The sequence below is a fragment of the Lutimaribacter pacificus genome (assembly GCF_900142185.1).
Classification (GTDB): Bacteria; Pseudomonadota; Alphaproteobacteria; order Rhodobacterales; family Rhodobacteraceae; genus Lutimaribacter; species Lutimaribacter pacificus.
The window spans coordinates 272,412-289,206 of the sequence record NZ_FQZZ01000005.1 but is presented as its reverse complement, the minus strand read 5'-3'; the positions used below and the strand labels follow the sequence as shown (position 1 = coordinate 289,206).

At 62.1% G+C, this 16,795-nt stretch carries 16 protein-coding genes; 8 read left to right on the top strand and 8 right to left on the bottom strand.

What is annotated here, in order from left to right:
* Window positions 1–270: 270 nt before the first annotated feature.
* The 6 genes from F3H87_RS14775 to F3H87_RS14750 form a co-directional block, all read right to left on the bottom strand.
* Window positions 271–822: a toll/interleukin-1 receptor domain-containing protein gene (locus tag F3H87_RS14775; RefSeq protein ID WP_149787654.1), complete on the bottom strand. Its 552-nt coding sequence runs from the start codon at window positions 820–822 to the stop codon at window positions 271–273.
* Between the two features lie 135 nt (window positions 823–957).
* Window positions 958–1,491 carry a TIR domain-containing protein gene (locus F3H87_RS22170; protein WP_149787698.1) on the bottom strand — a complete coding sequence of 178 codons (534 nt, stop codon included), beginning with the start codon at window positions 1,489–1,491 and terminating at the stop codon, window positions 958–960.
* Between the two features lie 255 nt (window positions 1,492–1,746).
* Window positions 1,747–2,601 (bottom strand): uracil-DNA glycosylase, encoded by an 855-nt coding sequence (locus tag F3H87_RS14765; RefSeq protein ID WP_149787653.1) that lies wholly within the window; start codon window positions 2,599–2,601, stop codon window positions 1,747–1,749.
* Window positions 2,598–3,725: a nucleoside triphosphate pyrophosphohydrolase family protein gene (locus F3H87_RS14760; protein ID WP_223228077.1), complete on the bottom strand. Its 1,128-nt coding sequence runs from the start codon at window positions 3,723–3,725 to the stop codon at window positions 2,598–2,600. Before F3H87_RS14760 ends, F3H87_RS14765 begins: the two co-directional genes overlap by 4 nt.
* A 23-nt stretch (window positions 3,726–3,748) precedes the next feature.
* Window positions 3,749–4,375, bottom strand: a complete 627-nt coding sequence (locus tag F3H87_RS14755) for an Nmad2 family putative nucleotide modification protein (protein WP_149787651.1) — start codon at window positions 4,373–4,375, stop codon at window positions 3,749–3,751.
* A 10-nt stretch (window positions 4,376–4,385) separates the two neighbouring features.
* On the bottom strand, window positions 4,386–4,862 hold the full coding sequence (locus F3H87_RS14750) for a TIR domain-containing protein (protein ID WP_149787650.1): 477 nt from the start codon (window positions 4,860–4,862) through the stop codon (window positions 4,386–4,388).
* 106 nt (window positions 4,863–4,968) lie between these two features.
* Between F3H87_RS14750 and F3H87_RS14745 the strand changes: the two genes are divergently transcribed.
* A complete protein-coding gene (locus F3H87_RS14745; protein WP_149787649.1) occupies window positions 4,969–6,222 on the top strand; it encodes a hypothetical protein in 1,254 nt (417 codons plus the stop codon).
* Between the two features lie 2 nt (window positions 6,223–6,224).
* Window positions 6,225–7,085 carry a hypothetical protein gene (locus F3H87_RS14740; protein ID WP_149787648.1) on the top strand — a complete coding sequence of 287 codons (861 nt, stop codon included), beginning with the start codon at window positions 6,225–6,227 and terminating at the stop codon, window positions 7,083–7,085.
* 642 nt (window positions 7,086–7,727) lie between these two features.
* On the opposite strand, the gene F3H87_RS14735 is transcribed toward F3H87_RS14740, so the two are convergent.
* A complete protein-coding gene (locus F3H87_RS14735) occupies window positions 7,728–8,648 on the bottom strand; it encodes a LysR family transcriptional regulator (RefSeq protein WP_149787647.1) in 921 nt (306 codons plus the stop codon).
* A 123-nt stretch (window positions 8,649–8,771) separates the two neighbouring features.
* On the opposite strand from F3H87_RS14735, the gene F3H87_RS14730 reads away from it, so the two are divergent.
* The gene (locus F3H87_RS14730; protein WP_149787646.1) at window positions 8,772–10,202 is read left to right on the top strand and encodes a form I ribulose bisphosphate carboxylase large subunit; all 1,431 of its coding nucleotides are present in this window, start codon (window positions 8,772–8,774) and stop codon (window positions 10,200–10,202) included.
* Between the two features lie 37 nt (window positions 10,203–10,239).
* The gene (locus F3H87_RS14725) at window positions 10,240–10,596 is read left to right on the top strand and encodes a ribulose bisphosphate carboxylase small subunit (protein WP_149787645.1); all 357 of its coding nucleotides are present in this window, start codon (window positions 10,240–10,242) and stop codon (window positions 10,594–10,596) included.
* 78 nt (window positions 10,597–10,674) lie between these two features.
* Here F3H87_RS14725 and F3H87_RS14720 read toward each other — a convergent pair whose 3' ends face one another.
* The gene (locus F3H87_RS14720) at window positions 10,675–11,607 is read right to left on the bottom strand and encodes a LysR family transcriptional regulator (protein WP_149787644.1); all 933 of its coding nucleotides are present in this window, start codon (window positions 11,605–11,607) and stop codon (window positions 10,675–10,677) included.
* A gap of 89 nt (window positions 11,608–11,696) precedes the next feature.
* Between F3H87_RS14720 and F3H87_RS14715 the strand changes: the two genes are divergently transcribed.
* The 4 genes from F3H87_RS14715 to F3H87_RS14700 are packed head-to-tail and all read left to right on the top strand — an operon-like array spanning window position 11,697 to window position 16,792.
* Window positions 11,697–12,698, top strand: a complete 1,002-nt coding sequence (locus tag F3H87_RS14715; protein ID WP_149787643.1) for a class 1 fructose-bisphosphatase — start codon at window positions 11,697–11,699, stop codon at window positions 12,696–12,698.
* Window positions 12,699–12,719: 21 nt separating this feature from the next.
* Window positions 12,720–13,598: a phosphoribulokinase gene (locus F3H87_RS14710; RefSeq protein ID WP_149787642.1), complete on the top strand. Its 879-nt coding sequence runs from the start codon at window positions 12,720–12,722 to the stop codon at window positions 13,596–13,598.
* Between the two features lie 12 nt (window positions 13,599–13,610).
* The gene (gene tkt / locus F3H87_RS14705; RefSeq protein ID WP_223228076.1) at window positions 13,611–15,584 is read left to right on the top strand and encodes a transketolase; all 1,974 of its coding nucleotides are present in this window, start codon (window positions 13,611–13,613) and stop codon (window positions 15,582–15,584) included.
* Window positions 15,584–16,792 carry a phosphoglycerate kinase gene (locus F3H87_RS14700; RefSeq protein WP_149787641.1) on the top strand — a complete coding sequence of 403 codons (1,209 nt, stop codon included), beginning with the start codon at window positions 15,584–15,586 and terminating at the stop codon, window positions 16,790–16,792. The genes tkt and F3H87_RS14700 overlap by 1 nt, the downstream gene beginning before the upstream one ends.
* Window positions 16,793–16,795: the final 3 nt, after the last annotated feature.

Here is a 16,795-nt window from a genome sequence, read left to right as displayed (position 1 = left end):
TGCGCCTCGGTAAAACGGCTCTTTCGCATTCGTCTGCTCCTTCAAGGTTGGGCAGACTCTACATCATGATGAGGGATTTCGCGGGGGGCAGGTCAGTAGGCAGCCGTTCGCCACGGCGAGCGAGAGCGGTCAATACCGGGCGGGAAACAACCATTGGCTGCGGCTGGGTAGCCGGTCACAATGTGTAGAAAGTGCCTGGGCCGCATCGCTGCAGTGCGGAGGGAAGAGGGCCAAAGTCTGCCGTGGAGCAACTAGTTCGTGGCTCCCTACTCAACCGTTGAGCCACTTAGACAGGGGTATGGCTGTGTTTCTCTTTTCATCAAGAACCATCCAAAGGCGTTTCTCGTAGCCTACAAGGTCACCCCAAACGATACGATGATAAAGCCCCATATACTCCCACGTGGTCCATGAATTATCATTCCGATCATCAACGGCAGGGAAAAGAGCTATCCTATTTAGCCCTTTCTTACCGTCCGCGATACCCAATTCCCACGGCACCCATTTGCTTTCTTTGCTATTTTCCGTAGCGAGAAGAACAAACTTTCTAGTCTGCTCGATACGCCTTTTCAATGTTAGGGCAGTCTGCTCAGAAGTATAAGGTGGCAGCTCCGGATCCTTTTTGTCTATATAAACGACGGCACCATGATTTTCTAAGATGCGGATGGCCCCTACGACAAGGTCCTCGTCTTTGCTAGAGTGCGACAGAAATGTTGCTCCCTCCGGGGAACGCGCCTGCGCTCTTTTGCGCAGCTCCGTTCTCTCGTTGAGAGGTAATTCATTCGAGAATTGTCGAAATTCTTCCTTTGTTGTATAGATAATCACTCAGCTATCCAGCCTTTCCGCGAACCAATACATTGAGCGCCTTTCGGATTTTTGCCGGAGAACTATTGACGGTTAGAAGATATGAAGAGAACAGATCGCCCGCGACTTTCTGTGGCGGTTGCGTCGGACTAGTCATCAACACTGCCGGTTGTAGCTCATTCGGTCGCGGGGGTTTACGATTAAATGGTCATGAGTTGTCCGGCGCGCATAGGCCGCCTCTATTGCGTCGGAAAGGGCTTGGCTCGAAGTCGGATAGTCCATGTGGCGAGCATAGCAATCCATCCTCGGCCAATCCGATGACAAATTGCTTTCAAAACGTGGAGGAAAGCTCGTAAACGAACGCAACTTGATGCCGAGCAGGCCATTCGGCGTTGCGGTTTGCCCCCGGCGCAGTGATGATTGGATCTCCCAATCGACGTAACGCCTAGACCAGGTGCAGCCACCCATCAAGACTATTGTTACCGTCGAGTCTGAGAGGAACCGCTCTCGAATCTTCGACATTACATAATTAGTGTCAGTGCTTTGGATCACGTCACCAGGCATTTGTTCGCCCAGCCCACGCGCGATAAAACAGTCGTGTGTTTGGTCAAAGTCACGAATGAACTGAGTAACCGCCGCTTGATCCGCGTGGTGATAAGAAATGAAACATTTTCTTCGAACTTGCCCCATCAATTTCCCTCCGCCTTCGGTGAGAGGCGCGCCGCATTTATCGCCTTAAGGGCCATCTCAAGCAAGCTCTGACGAAGCCATAACATCGCGAATGCCGCCCAACGCGACACTTGTGGACGCCCAATCCAGAGCCGCGCAACAACATCCGAATTCCGGATCGAGCGGCGAATTCAAACAGCTTCCCTACCTTCGGATCAACGCCCCGAAGGATGATTCAGCTCGCTTGAGCGACGGAAGAGGGCTGCGTCCGGTTCTTTACCGCGAGCACCCGAACGGTAAACGTGCGTCAGAAGCGACGGTTCGCTCTGGATTTGCAGATGACCGCTTTGGACGGCTAGTTCTCGAAACCTGCCAGTCCGCTAGCTGCTCCTTAGCGAAGACGCGCGATCGACCAGTTGTGGGTTCGCCTCTATTCGGACACTCGAGCTGGTCGTTGGATATGCCCACAGAAAAGAGGTCGAGCTCCGTTTCAATCAATGTGTCTGCGTATAGGTCCCGCATGGCTTTCAGGAACTCGTTTTGTCCACCGTAACTCGGATGACGAACCTTGAAGACTTTCTCGTCGGGAAGCGCATTGGAGAGAACATTGAAGGCATCGTTTCCGACCGCAACGAGCCGTTGCGGCTTAAGGTAGTGCACGATGTTAATCAGGATATCGGTTCCGGCCTTACGTTCACGAGCGTTGTGTGCGCGATTCGAGAACGGATCGCCACCTTCGTAGGGGTGAAGCGGAAAGACGTTCCACAAGAACACCGGCACCCTGACCCGCATCAAGATGTCCCAAATCGCCGCTGCCGTTCTTTCAGGTACAGGTGCGCCGGACGTCGGTCTCTTGGGCTCGAGGCCCCACCGGACCAGGTGATCGGAAAAGTGGATGTCGTCAGTCAGGGCAAGGCCGGTTCTCCGGCCACCGCGATACCCGAGATCGCGCCCCACCCAAATCGCATCCAGATTGCTCGACGCTGCCCGTTCGAGCATTTCAACGAGATAGTAGCTCCGCAGTTCGGGAGCTCCCGCAGCATCATGGACTGGGCATCTGTCAAAGTAGGGATTAAAGGTGTTCTCGAAATCAAGCTGTCCTAAAGCACTAAGTATGTCCTTTGCGCTCACGTTCTTTCTCCCCTCAGCGGTTTATATAGAATTGTTCTCTCGTCTCTGTTGCCGATGACAATACCGCCATCGTTCTGGCGCATCTGCCGGAACACGTCATATCCCTGCAAGATTGCGTTCTCCCAGAGATTGAGGGGGCATTGCTCCACCTCATATCCGCGCACGAAGTTTTGGATCGCCTTGAGTAAATCGAAAGAAACGGAATTTTGGCCTTCGAAGAAGTTGAGTGTCTTGGCCTGCGAGAAAATGTATGCAGACACGCCCTCGTCCACGACAATGGCACGACCGCTATCCTGGGCCTCATCGACTTTTGGCTTGCTCTTGCGCTTGTGCTTGATGAGCGCACGGAAGGTTGGAGACCAGTGCAGGATTGCAGCATTGGCGAAATGAAATACATCGTGAAACCGATAGCCATCGGGATCGGCGATGTTGTCAGAGAGGGGGTCGCCGATGAAGACCCCGTGCCAACGCAAGTAGCTGCGCCCGTTCGGACGTTGGGTGATTTCGATCTCGAAGGTTCGCGGCAATTGTTCTTCGGGAGGGAACGCGGAATCGAAATCCGGCAGGTCTTCGGGCGCAGGTTTCACGAAGCGCCCCGTCACCTTGGCAATGTTTCCGCCAAGAACAGTCGAAAAGGGCACGCCGGATGCCTGCAACGCCTCAATGTAAACCGCTATGAAGTCCAGTAAGAGCGGTTTCGCCTTCTTGGCGCTCATCTCGACGCCAAGAAGTTTGGCCGATCGTTCGCCCAATCTCAGTAGGACGGTATCGAGCGGGGCAAGGTCACTTGCACTTATGACCTGCGCGACGGGGTGGCGAGGATCAGAATTGGCGGCAATGTGGACCGCGTAGTTCCCGCTAGCGAGAACCTCGGCGAACAAGTCGGCTAGTCCAAGTTTGAGCCGCCTGCACAAGGCAGCGACATACCAGAGCGTATCGCCAAGTTCTTCTTCTACGTCGCGCATGTACCCGCCAGCAAATGCGCCCTTTTCCCTGTGAAACTTTTTGGACGTGCTCATGACGCTGCCGACTTCGCCAAAGAGCCCAAGCAAGATCGGGGTGACGTCGCTCTCAAGGAAGCGGTCCGTCGGGGCTACGGCTTTTTCGTATTCGGACAGCAACACGTGGGGACTCTTACCTGTACCCGTCATTTTCGTTTTCGCGCCTCCACAACCATGTCGAATGGCCGACCCTGGTATCCGCGTACGCCAAGGTCGTTCAGCCATACTTCGAAGGCTGCGATCTTGGCTGTATCCGTGATCTTGAGGCGACCCCTACCTGCCAGTACCAGACCGGCATCCCTAAATGCCGCCGGCACTTCCGGCCCTTCGGCACCGAAGTAGACGAAGTCCTGACTGACGAGCACCCTGTCTACCGAAGTGTCGCGGTTGATGTGCTTTTGATAGGGCGATCCGTTGTTCTGGCTATGGTAGGAATTCAGTTGGTTCCAGCCACCTTCAGCAGGATTGGGGCTGTAGATATTGTCACCGCAAGCCATGCGATAGCTGCCCCCGAGGTTGGGCTTCTTACGGGCAAAGCGCGGATCATTCCAGTATTGGGCGAAGGTCAGTGCTTCTTGTACGCGCATGGCGTAGACCAGAAACCCGCCGCGGCGCACGCCTGCCCGGTTGCTGCCGGTCCCGATGATCCAGTCGCCGAGCGCAGCATGTTTCCTTATGTCGGGTTTGCAGGTTGCAAGCGTGCAGAAGCCGTTGAACGGGTTAGGGGCAAACCCGCTGTCATAGGCCACGATGTAGCTATGAAGGATCGGCACGCCGACCTCTTCAACCGCAGGGATGGCGGTGGATCGCCCGCTGCGGCGACGGCGTACCGTCGGGACCTTCGAAGCCCTCGTAGTCGCCGTTAATCGCATCGATGATCTTGTCGGCGTTCCAGCCGACAATGGCGTGACCGTATTCGTCCAAGGCCTCGGGAACCTCGCACCCGTTGGCACCGCGCTCCCACACCCCGACGATGGTCTTGTCCTGCTTGTGCGCCCTTTCGATTTCCCAGTTCACCCATTCGCTATTCTTGGTTTCAGGCGAGATGTACACTATCATGCATCCGGCCCAATCGATGCGCGGGCCGAGAATCGCTGACTTGATGTATTCCGGCGAGTTTGCGTTGTTCGGCTTGTCGTTGGTGATCGAGCCGTCCCTGACGTCCATGCCCTTGCTCTTGAGCAAGTTCTTGAGGTCGGTAAGCCCCTCGTCGTCTTTGTGGACGTGGCTGATAAATACATTTTTGGTCTGAGCTGGCATTGGTGCTATCCTCTCCGGCAAGCGATATACAGTGTGCCATATGGTAGCATACACCACATCTACTGGTCATGCGAGCACGGATCGCCCTAAACGCGAAAGGACATGCATGCTGCCACCAATCCTCGAAATCTACGTTGTCTGGCACCCTGGCGACGGGCCAGGCGCTGACACAGCCAATGCCATCTTCGAGCACTTCATGCAGGGCCCGACCTTCTCTGGGGTGATCGGGGGCGGTGTCCAGGTTTCGTTTCGCAGTGCAGCATGGGAGGGTCCAGGAACGCCGCCGAGACCAGTTTACTCGGAAGCGAACCCCGCCCCGAACGGCATCAGACCGGCAAAATTCGTTGCGGTGGTCCCCTTGCTCGGAACCGAACTGGCCGCAAGCGTCGAGGATACGAACTCGGCCTGGCACGCTTACATCGCCGCCATAAGGGCAACCCAAGAGGCCTCGACGGAGCGATTTGGGGTCTTTCCCTACCTGCTCTCGGACGGAGCGACGAGCGGCACACAGCTGGGCAGTATCCTTGGCAAATATCAACTCGTAGCAGCCGGACAACCGGAGCGGCATGGCGAGGATGTTCTGAGCATGCTTTGCCGTGACCTGACGCAAGGCATCGCACAGCTAATATCGCCGGACGAGATGGACAGGCTGACCGCCTTTATCAGTCACACCAAACGGCACAGCTATGTCGAAGGGGAAGATGTGGATGCACTCGTCGACCTCGTCCGCGAGGTTATCGGCAATACGCGCCTGCGCGAATATTTCGATGCGAGCGACCTGCAACCCGGCACGGATTGGGACGCCGCACTTACGTACAATGCCGGAACAAGTGCTATGCTCGCGATCCGGACCGATCTCTATTCCAGCCGGACGTGGTGCCAACGGGAAGTGGCGATTGCTAAGACGCACGGCATGCCGGTCATCATGATGGACGCTATCGGCTTCGGGGAAGAGCGGGGCTCGTTCCTTATGGATCACGTGCCGCGCGTCGCCGTGCGGAAACTGGACGGGCGCTGGCAGAAGAAGGACGTATATCGCGCGCTCAATCTGCTTGTGGATGAGTGTCTGAAGCGAGCGCTATGGATGCACCAGAGAGACCTTGCCCGCGAAAGACCCGAGTTGGACGTGGCTTGGTGGGCTCCACATGCGCCGGAACCCCTGACCCTATCGCACTGGATCAACGCCCGAATTGAGCAAGGGATCGATGCCGGAGTGGAAGGCGACCTCCGCATCCTTCACCCCGATCCGCCGCTCGGTCCAGATGAGAGAGAGGTTTTGATTAATTACGCACAGACAACACGGTTGGGGCGTGGGGTCGATATCATGACTCCACGCCAACTGGCGACTAGGGGGGGGTAGCTGTGAACGGAGAGACCCCGCGTACCGAACTGCTTCCTGCCGATGCGCTAAAGGGCAAACGGCTGGGGATTTCGGTTTCCGATAGCCCAGACCTTGACCGTTTGGGGCTGACAGAGACGCATTTCAGGATGACCCTGGGTGAACTCGCTCGAACGGTCGTTATCGCGGGTGGCGATCTTTACTACGGGGGCCACCTGCAACCAGAAGGCATTACGGCATTCCTTATCGATGAACTGCACCGCTATGGGCGGCGCGATAGACCGCTAAAGGTGTGTCTAGCGTGGACAGTGCACCGACGGATGAGTGCCGAACAAATAGCCGAGCAGAATGAGTTTCTTGGGCTTTTCGGTGAAATCCACTTCCTCGCGCCGGATGGCAAACGTCTTGACGGCCCGGTGGAAGGCGCACAGCAGGAAGACTTCCCTGCGGAAGAGCGAGCCGCAGCGCTCACCGGTCTTCGTGAATATATGACGGGCAATACGAGCGCGCGCATCGTCGTCGGCGGAAAGCGGGCAGGGTTCGAAGGGAAGATGCCGGGGATCGTGGAAGAAGTCCTGCTGTCTCTGGAGCGGCGACAGCCCGTATATCTTTCTGGTGGCTTTGGTGGCGTGACACTGGATATCATCCGCACTCTTCGCCCTGAATTTACTGAATGGCTTCCCCAAGAGGCGGGCGCACCCGAAGCCGATCCGCGCCTTACAGAAGGTCTAGGACGCCTCAACCAAGTTGCCGTTGAGAAGGGTTGGGACGGCTTCACAAACAGTCTATCCGATGATGAGAACCGGTTGCTAGCGGCTTCTTACCGTCCAAGCGAGATTTCCGCCCTGGTCGGGCGAGGCTTAGGGAAACTGTTGCCCGAGTAGCCACTACGACCATAGCCTGAAGCCGTCCTCCATCTCCTGACGGCCGAAAGTCATCAATGCGCCGCCCGCCACTCCGCTTGCCCCCTCTTCGAATGTCCGGTTCTGTCGGGCAGGTAGCTAGAACCGGCCATTCCGCAGCCCGCCCTGAAGCGGCCATTGGTCAGTGCTGTAGCGAATGCCGGCTCATCGCCCTCCCTGTCCGTCTCTGCTTGCCGTATCGAGCGGCAGCTTTCCGGCGCTGCTACCGAGCGGCGGAATGACCGAGATCGGGCGCTTTGCAGACACCCCAGATGACAGCAGTGAACTCCACCTAGGCGCACGATAGTATCAGCTTGAGGGATGGGCATAGGTCGCGAGGCAACACGCATCTGAGGAAATTTTTCCGACTAGATTTTGGCCCAGTATGCGGACAGCCAGACCTTGGGACACGCCCTGATCCCTCGATCTTCCTCTAGGCACATCGGCCCGCACCAAACGAAAATTTGGTACTTGGTACAGGCGATGATTGCCTTGTTGATTGATTTCATAGAGTAAATAAAGAGATAACCGTCCAATCCATCATGGGCGCAACGGACAGGCGGGCGGCCCTGTTGGCGGCTGTGCGTGGCATCTGGCGGTCTCCTGTCGCGCGGTCGGCGGCTGTCATACTACGTGCCGGGCGGCTTCGGAACCACCCTTTGCGCCGTCCTGCCGCAACTGCCCCAGGAACGCTTCGGAGGCAAGCGTCAGGCGTTTGCCGCGGGGCCATGCGACGTGCCAGTGCCGGACGATCGGGAACGGCGCGACATCCAATTCCCGCAGATAGCCGTGCCGCAGCTCCAGCGCCACGGTGGCGCGGCTGAGGACCGACAGGCCCAGCCCGGCGATCACCCCCTGCTTGACCGCCTCGTTGGCGCCCAGTTCCAGCCGCACACTGGGGCTGGCGCCGGCATCCTGGAAACACCGCTCCGCCGCCAGCCGCGTGCCCGAGCCGCTTTCGCGCATCAGGAACGGGTAGCGCGCAAGGTCCTTCATGCCCAGCCCGTCGCGCCCCGCCAGCGGATGACCGGGCGGCGCGATCACCACCAGCGGGTTCTCGGCATAGCGTTCGACATCGGCCGCCAGCCCCTCGGGCGGGGTGCCCAGGATATAGAGGTCGTCGGCATTGCGCGCGAAACGGGCCAGCAACTCCTCGCGGTTGCAGACGGTCAGCGCGACCTCGATACCGGGATAACCGGCGTTGAACGCGCCGATCCGCGCGGGAATGTCGTATTTCGCGGTCGACACCACCGCCAGCCGCAGCCGCCCGCGCGCCAGCCCCTGCATCTCGGCCAGCCGCATATCGAGGCTGGCCACCTCGTCCAGCATCCGCTGCGCCGAGGCCAGCACCGTTTCGCCCGCCTCGGTCAGGAACAGGGCCTTGCCCAGCCGTTCGATCAGCTTGTGGCCGGTCTGATCCTCAAGCTGGCGCACCTGCGCGAATACCGCGGGCTGCGTCAGGTTCAGCGCCTCGGCCGCGCGCGTGTAGGACAGGTGGCGCGCAACCTCCTGAAATATCTGGAGTTGTCGGAGCGAATACCTCATGAATAAATAATACTCTATTCTGAAAATCAAAACTATTCATTTTTGTTTAGTCTCCGGCCGTGGCTTGCTGCGCGGTGAGGAAGCGGCCCGCCCCATGCCGGCCCGCGGGAGGAGAACCGAACCATGAATGTGCACACCCCCAAGAAATACGATGCCGGTGTCAAGGACTACCGCTCGACCTACTGGGAGCCGGAATATTCGATCACGGAAACCGACATCCTGGCCGTCTTCAAGGTCATTCCGCAGGATGGCGTGCCGCGCGAAGAGGCCGCCGCCGCCGTCGCCGCCGAAAGCTCGACCGGCACCTGGACGACGGTCTGGACCGACCTGCTGACCGACCTCGATCATTACAAGGGCCGCGCCTACCGGATCGAGGACGTGCCGGGCCAGGACGAAGCGTTCTATGCCTTCATCGCCTACCCCGCCGACCTGTTCGAGGAAGGGTCGGTCGTGAACGTCTTTACCTCGATCGTGGGCAACGTGTTCGGCTTCAAGGCGGTGCGCAGCCTGCGGCTGGAGGACGTGCGCTTTCCAATCTGGTTCGTGAAGACCTGCTTCGGCCCGCCGCACGGCATCCATGTCGAACGCGACAAGATGGGCAAGTATGGCCGCCCGCTGCTGGGCTGCACCATCAAGCCCAAGCTGGGCCTGTCGGCCAAGAACTACGGGCGCGCGGTTTACGAAGTGCTGCGCGGGGGCCTGGATTTTTCCAAGGACGACGAAAACGTCAATTCGCAGCCCTTCATGCGCTGGCGCGACCGGTTCCTGTTCTGCCAGGAGGCGATCGACAAGGCGCAGGCCGAAACCGGCGAGCGCAAGGGCCATTACATGAACGTCACCGCGCCCACCGTCGAAGACATGTTCCAGCGCGCCGAATTCGCCAGGGAAATCGGCACGCCGATCATCATGTCGGATTACCTGACGCTGGGATGGGCGGCGCATAATTCGCTGTCCAGGTGGTGCCGCGACAACGGGATGCTGCTGCATGTCCACCGCGCGATGCACGCCGTTCTGGACCGCAACCCCAATCACGGCATCAATTTTCGCGTTCTGGCCAAGCTGTTGCGCCTGCTGGGGGGCGACCACCTGCATTCCGGCACCGTGGTCGGCAAGCTGGAGGGCGACCGCAACGCCACGCTGGGCTGGATCAACCTGATGCGCGACAAGTTCGTGAAGGAGGACCGCAGCATGGGTATCTTCTTTGATCAGGACTGGGGCTCGATGCCCGGCGTGTTCCCGGTCGCCTCGGGCGGCATCCATGTCTGGCACATGCCGGCGCTGGTCTCGATCTTCGGCAACGACTCGGTTCTGCAGTTCGGCGGTGGCACGCTGGGCCATCCCTGGGGCAACGCGGCGGGCGCCGCGGCGAACCGTGTCGCGCTCGAAGCCTGCGTGCAGGCCCGCAACGAGGGCCGCGAGATCGAGAAGGAAGGCAAGGACATCCTGATGGCCGCCGCAAGGCACTCGCCCGAGCTGAAGGCCGCGATGGAGACCTGGAAGGAAATCAGGTTCGAGTTCGACACCGTCGACAAGCTGGACGTTCAGCACCGCTGAGCCCCGACCGGACACCAGACATCAAAGGACCAAGACAATGAGCACCATTCAGGACTATCCCTCGCGCCTGTCCGATCCGGCCAGCCGCAAGATGGGAACCTTTTCCTACCTGCCCGAGATGACCCCGGATCAGACCCGCAAGCAGGTTCAGTGGATCGTCGACAACGGCTGGAACCCGGCGATCGAACATACCGAGCCGGAAAACGCTTCGGATTACTACTGGTACATGTGGAAACTGCCGATGTTCGGCGAAACCGATGTCGATGCCATCCTGGCCGAACTCGATGCCTGCCACACGGCCAACCCCAAACACCATGTGCGGCTGCTGGGATACGACAACTTCACCCAGGGCCAGGGCGCCAACATGGTCGTCTATCGCGGCGACATGGTCTGAGACAGGGGCGCCCCCTTGGGGCGTCCCCGCAACAGGGAAGGACCGCCGCCATGAAAGACCTGCTGGACGATGTCCGCGTCACCGAAGGCGCGGCAGGTAGGCGCCGGCCATGTCCTCGATGGCGTCGGCGCAGCGTTGCGTGGCGCGCGGCACCTCGCCATCCTTGTCCCGGCCATAGATCAGGTACCAGTGCCGCATCACCGGCAGGTCGGGGCCGCGCAGCAGCGCCAGCCGGCCCGATTCCAGCTCGTCATGCACGGTATGCAATGACAGGAACCCGATCCCCAGCCCCGCCAGCACCGCCTGCTTGATGGTCTCGTTCGAGGGCATGACCACCTTGCGGGGGGGGTTGCCCTCGGCCAGCCGGTCGATAAAGCGTTCCATCAGGATGCGGGTGCCCGAACCTTCCTCGCGGCTGAGAAAGGTTTCCTGCAGCAGCCGCGCCGGATCATAGCCGTCCTGCCGCGCAAGGGGATGATCGGGCGGCAGCACGATCCCGTGGGGATGCGGGCCCAGCGGCATGGCGTTGCGCAGGGCGCTGCGCGGCGGGCGGCCCATGATCGCCAGGTCGTATTCGTGCCGGTCGATCGCGGCGATCACCTCGGACCGGTTGGCGACCTTCAGGGTGATCCCGATATCGGGCACGCGGTCCTGCAACATGCGCACAAGGCGCGGCGCGAAATACTTGGCGGTGGACACCGTGCCCAGCACGACATGGCCGCTTTTGCCCTGCGACAGGGCGGTGACCTGCCGTTCGGCCTGCGACAAATTCGCCTCGATCCGCTGCGCGGCGGTCAGGATCTCGCGCCCGGCCGGGGTGGTGCGGAACCCCGCCCCATCCGCCGCCCGCTGCAGCAGGGGTTGGCCCACTGCGACCTCCAAGTTCCTGATCTGGCTGTGAATTGTCGGCGGCGTCTGGTGCAGCTCGGCCGCCGCCAGCGTCAGCGAGCCGCTGCGGGCGACGGCCATCAGGGCGCGCAACTGTTTCAGGGTGATGGCGTCGATCCGCATGCTTCGAAAACCTCTAATCCGAGTTTGCAATTATTAAATTTCTTAAAATTTCGGATTTTTGCAACCTCCGTTTCGGGAGGACAGCAAACATGCAGGCACTCGACCAGATGCCCCACGGGGCGGACCCGGCGCTGGCCGCCGAAATCGACCGGATCGCCGGCGTCGCGGCGGAACTGGCCCGCCGCATCGCGCGCGGCGGCATCTCGGAACATCTCGGCTCGGCCGCCGGCACCAATAGCGATGGCGACGCGCAAAAGGCGCTGGACGTGATCGCGGATGCCGCCTTCATGGCTGCGCTCAAGGGCGGCGAGGCGCGCCACTATGCCTCGGAAGAACAGGACAGCGTCGTCACCCTGAACCCGCAGGGGCGGTTCGCCATCGCCATCGACCCGCTGGACGGGTCGTCCAATATCGACACCAACGTCTCGATCGGCACGATCTTCGGCATCTACCCCGCCGAGGCCACGCCCGACGCGTCCTTCCTGCGCCGCGGGCGAGCGCTGCTGGCGGCAGGCTACGCGATCTATGGCCCGCAATGCGCGCTGATCGTGACCTTTGGCGACGGCGTGCTGAAATACGTGCTGGACCCCGACACGGGGCGGTTCGTCCTGACCGGCCGGATCGCCCCGATCCCGGCGGAGGCCACCGAATACGCGATCAACGCCTCGAACTACCGCCACTGGGGCGCGCCGATCCGGGCCTATATCGACGACCGCGTGGCCGGCTCCGAGGGGCCGACCGGCACCGATTTCAACATGCGCTGGATCGCCTCGCTGGTGGCGGAAACCCACCGCATCCTGGGCCGGGGCGGTATCTTCCTCTATCCCGGCGACGACCGCCCCGGATACCGGAACGGGCGGCTGCGCCTTGTCTATGAATGCGCGCCGATCGCGTTCCTGATCGAGCAGGCCGGCGGCCGCGCCACCGACGGGCGGGAAAACGTGCTGGACGCCCTGCCCGACAGCCTGCACGCGCGCACGCCCTTCGTTTTCGGCTCGGCCAACAAGGTGGCGCGCCTGGCCGCCTATCACGACCTGCCATCCTCGGAAACCTCCGCGCTATTCGGCAAGCGCGGCCTGTTCCGCAGCTGACACGACGCAAGGACCCAGACCATGAGCACCAAGCACCCGATCATCAGCGTCACGGGATCGTCCGGGGCCGGCACCTCGACCGTGAAAAAGACCTTCGAACAGATCTTTCGCCGCGAGGGGATCACCGCCGTCACCATCGAGGGCGACGCCTTTCACCGCTACAACCGCGCCGACATGCGCGCCGAGCTTGAGCGGCGGCAGGCCAAGGGCGACCACACGTTTTCGCATTTCTCCTACGACGCCAACGAACTGGCCGAGCTTGAGCGTGTTTTTCGCGATTATGGCGAAACCGGCATGGGCCGCACGCGGACCTATGTGCATGACGCCGAAGAGGCGGAGAAAACCGGCGTGCCGCCCGGCGAATTCACCGCATGGGCGCCGTTTCCCGAAGGCTCGGACCTGCTGTTCTACGAGGGGCTGCACGGCTCGGTCGTGAACGACCAGGTCAACCTGCCCGCGCTGGCGGACCTCAAGATCGGGGTGGTGCCGGTGATCAACCTGGAATGGATACAGAAGATCCACCGCGACCGGGAATCGCGCGGCTATTCGACCGAGGCGGTGACCGATACGATCCTGCGCCGGATGCACGCCTATGTGCATTGCATCTGCCCGCAATTCACCGAAACCGACATCAATTTCCAGCGCGTGCCGATGGTGGACACCTCGAACCCGTTCGTGGCGCGCTGGATACCCACCCCAGACGAAAGCCTGATCGTGATCCGGTTCCGCAATCCGCGCGGCATCGACTTTCCCTATCTCACCTCGATGATCCATGGCTCATGGATGAGCCGGGCGAATTCGATCGTGATCCCGGGCAACAAGCTGGACCTGGCGATGCAGCTGATCCTGACCCCGCTGATCGAACGGCTTGTGACAACCGCGCGCAAGGCGCGCAGCTGACGGAGATTTGCCATGACCGCCCGGATGACACAGGCCGATGAACGCCGGATGGCCAACGCGATCCGCGCGCTGGCGATGGATGCCGTGCAGGCCGCCAATTCCGGTCATCCCGGTATGCCGATGGGCATGGCCGACGTGGCCACCGTGCTGTTCAACCGTTTCATCACGCTCGACCCCGCCGCGCCAGACTGGCCCAACCGCGACCGCTTCGTTTTGTCGGCGGGGCATGGCTCGATGCTGCTTTACGCGATCCATCACCTGCTGGGCTATGACGACATGGGCATGGACCAGATCCGCGCCTTTCGCCAGATGGGCAGCCGCACGGCGGGCCACCCGGAATACGGCCACGCCAGGGGGATCGAGGTGACGGCCGGCCCGCTGGGACAGGGGATCGCCACCGCCCTGGGCATGGCGCTGTCGGAACGGATGGGAAACGCGCGGTTCGGCGATCTGATCGACCACTTCACCTATGTGATCGCGGGCGACGGCTGCCTGATGGAGGGCGTCAGCCACGAGGCGATCGACATGGCCGGGCATCTGGGCCTCGGCCACCTGATCGTGCTGTGGGACGACAACCGGATCACCATCGACGGCGATACCGACCTGTCGACCTCAACCGACCAGAAGGCGCGTTTCGCGGCGGCGGGCTGGCATGTGCTGTCGGCGGACGGGCATGACACCGACCGGATCGCGCAGGCGGTGCAAGTCGCGCGCGCCGATCCCCGCCCGACCCTGATCGCCTGCCGCACCGTGATCGGATACGGCGCCCCCAACAAGCAGGGCGGCCATGACGTGCATGGCGCCCCGCTGGGCGATGCGGAAATCGCCGAGGCCCGCAAGGCGCTGGGATGGGCGCATCCGCCCTTCGAAATCCCCGAGGATGTCTATGACGCCTGGCACCGCATCGCGGCGCGCGGGGCGATGGCGCGGGCGGCATGGGACAGGCAGCTTGAAACCGCGCCCTGCCGGGCAGAATTCGCGGCGCACCTGGCGCAGGATTGCGCGCCCCTGACCCGGGCGATGGCGGAATACAAGGCGCAACTGGCTGCCGAACAGCCAAAACTCGCCACCCGCAAGGCCAGCCAGATGGCGCTGGAGGTGGTGAATGCCGCCCTGCCCTTCACCATCGGCGGCTCGGCCGACCTGACGGGATCGAACCTGACGCAGACCAAGGGGCTGCAACCGGTGACGCCCGGGGATTTCGCTGGCCGCTACATCCATTACGGCATCCGCGAATTCGGCATGTCCGCCGCGATGAACGGCATCGCCCTGTCGGGCCTGTTCCGTCCCTATGGCGGCACCTTTCTTGTCTTCGCCGATTACGCCCGCCCGGCGATCCGGCTGGCCGCGCTGGTGCGGGTGCCGGGCGTCTTCGTCATGACCCATGACAGTATCGGGCTGGGCGAGGACGGGCCGACCCACCAGCCGGTGGAAACGCTGGCCTCGCTCCGCGCGATCCCGAACCTGACGGTGCTGCGCCCCTGCGACGCGATGGAAACCGCCGAAGCGTGGGAAATCGCGCTGGCCGCGCGTGAAACGCCGGTGCTGCTGGCGCTGTCGCGGCAGGGCCTGCCCGCGCTGCGCAAGGCGGCGGGCGAAAACCTGTCGGCCGGCGGCGCCTATGTGCTGCGCGACACCGATGGCGCGCGCGACGTGACGCTGATCGCCACCGGGTCGGAGGTGGAGATCGCCATGTCGGCGGCGGACAGGCTGGCGGATGAGGGTATCAGGGCCGCCGTGGTGTCGGCGCCCTCGTTCGAGCTGTTCGCGCAGCAGGATGCGGACTATCGCCAAACCGTGTTGGGCGACGCCCCGCGCGTCGGCGTCGAGGCCGCGATCCGCATGGGATGGGACGCCGTTCTGCGCCCAGAGGACGGGTTTGTGGGCATGGACGGGTTCGGCGCATCGGCCCCGGCCGAGGCGCTTTACGCCCATTTCGGCATCACGCCGCAGGCCGTGGCCGACACCGCGCGGGGGCTGCTGTGATGCCGATCCCTTCGATCATGGATGCCGACGTGACCGGCAAGCGCCTGCTGGTGCGGGCCGATCTGAACGTGCCGATGGAAAACGGCCGGATCACCGATGCCACCCGCATCGCCCGCTTTGCCGGTGGGATGCGCCCGCTGCTCGACCGGGGCGCGCGGCTGGTCATCCTCACGCATTTCGGGCGACCCGAAGGTGGATCGGTGGACCCGCTCTATTCCGTCGATGCGCTGCGCCCTGCGCTGTCGCGGGCGCTGGGTGTCGGGGTCGGGTTTGCCGAACCCTGCATCGGCAAGACGGCTGAGGCACAGGCGCGGGCCTTGCGGACCGGTCAGGCGCTGCTGTGCGAGAACCTGCGCTTTCACGCGGGTGAAACCGCGAATGACCGCGCCTTCGCCATGGCGCTGGCGCGGCTGGGCGATATCTATGTCAACGACGCGTTTTCCTGCGCGCACCGCGCCCATGCCTCGACCGAGGCCATCGCCCGCCTGCTGCCCGCCTTTGCCGGCCCGCTGATGCAGGAGGAGCTGACCGCGCTCGCCACCGCGCTCGACGCGCCGAAACGGCCATCGGTGGCCATCGTCGGCGGATCGAAAGTGTCGACCAAGATCGCGGTGCTGAAAAACCTCGTGGCGCGGGTCGATCACGTGATCGTCGGCGGCGGCATGGCCAACACCTTCCTTTATGCCGATGGCGCGCCGATGGGGAAATCGCTGCACGAGGCCGACCAGGTCGCCACCGTGGGCGAGATCCGGGCGCTGGCCCGCGACGCGGGCTGCGAATTGCACCTGCCCGGGGACGTGGTGGCCGCCTGCGATTTCGCACCCAACGCGCGTTATGACATCGTGCCGGCCGATGCCTGCCCCGAGGATGCGATGATCCTCGATGCCGGGCCGCGCGCGCTGGCGCGGTTCCAGTCGCTGCTGGCCGATTGCAACACGATCCTGTGGAACGGCCCGCTGGGCGCTTTCGAGATGCAACCTTTCGATCAATCCACCATACTGCTTGCACAGACCGCCGCCGATCTGACACGACAGGGATTGGCGGTGTCCGTCGCGGGGGGCGGCGATACGGTCGCGGCCCTGAACGCGGCGGACGTTGCCCACGACTTCACCTATGTCTCCTCCGCCGGAGGGGCGTTCCTGGAATGGCTGGAGGGCAGGACGCTCCCCGGCGTGGCGGCGCTGCAGGGCGCGGCCGAAGCGGCCTGAGAG

Coding starts and splice junctions, on each gene's coding strand:
- F3H87_RS14735 (WP_149787647.1), bottom strand. CDS start 8,648: ATGAGGTATTCGCTCCGACAACTCCAGATATTTCAGGAGGTTGCGCGC.
- F3H87_RS14715 (WP_149787643.1), top strand. CDS start 11,697: ATGCAGGCACTCGACCAGATGCCCCACGGGGCGGACCCGGCGCTGGCC.
- F3H87_RS14750 (WP_149787650.1), bottom strand. CDS start 4,862: ATGCCAGCTCAGACCAAAAATGTATTTATCAGCCACGTCCACAAAGAC.
- F3H87_RS14700 (WP_149787641.1), top strand. CDS start 15,584: ATGCCGATCCCTTCGATCATGGATGCCGACGTGACCGGCAAGCGCCTG.
- F3H87_RS14745 (WP_149787649.1), top strand. CDS start 4,969: ATGCTGCCACCAATCCTCGAAATCTACGTTGTCTGGCACCCTGGCGAC.
- F3H87_RS14725 (WP_149787645.1), top strand. CDS start 10,240: ATGAGCACCATTCAGGACTATCCCTCGCGCCTGTCCGATCCGGCCAGC.
- F3H87_RS22170 (WP_149787698.1), bottom strand. CDS start 1,491: ATGGGGCAAGTTCGAAGAAAATGTTTCATTTCTTATCACCACGCGGAT.
- F3H87_RS14710 (WP_149787642.1), top strand. CDS start 12,720: ATGAGCACCAAGCACCCGATCATCAGCGTCACGGGATCGTCCGGGGCC.
- F3H87_RS14720 (WP_149787644.1), bottom strand. CDS start 11,607: ATGCGGATCGACGCCATCACCCTGAAACAGTTGCGCGCCCTGATGGCC.
- tkt (WP_223228076.1), top strand. CDS start 13,611: ATGACCGCCCGGATGACACAGGCCGATGAACGCCGGATGGCCAACGCG.
- F3H87_RS14730 (WP_149787646.1), top strand. CDS start 8,772: ATGAATGTGCACACCCCCAAGAAATACGATGCCGGTGTCAAGGACTAC.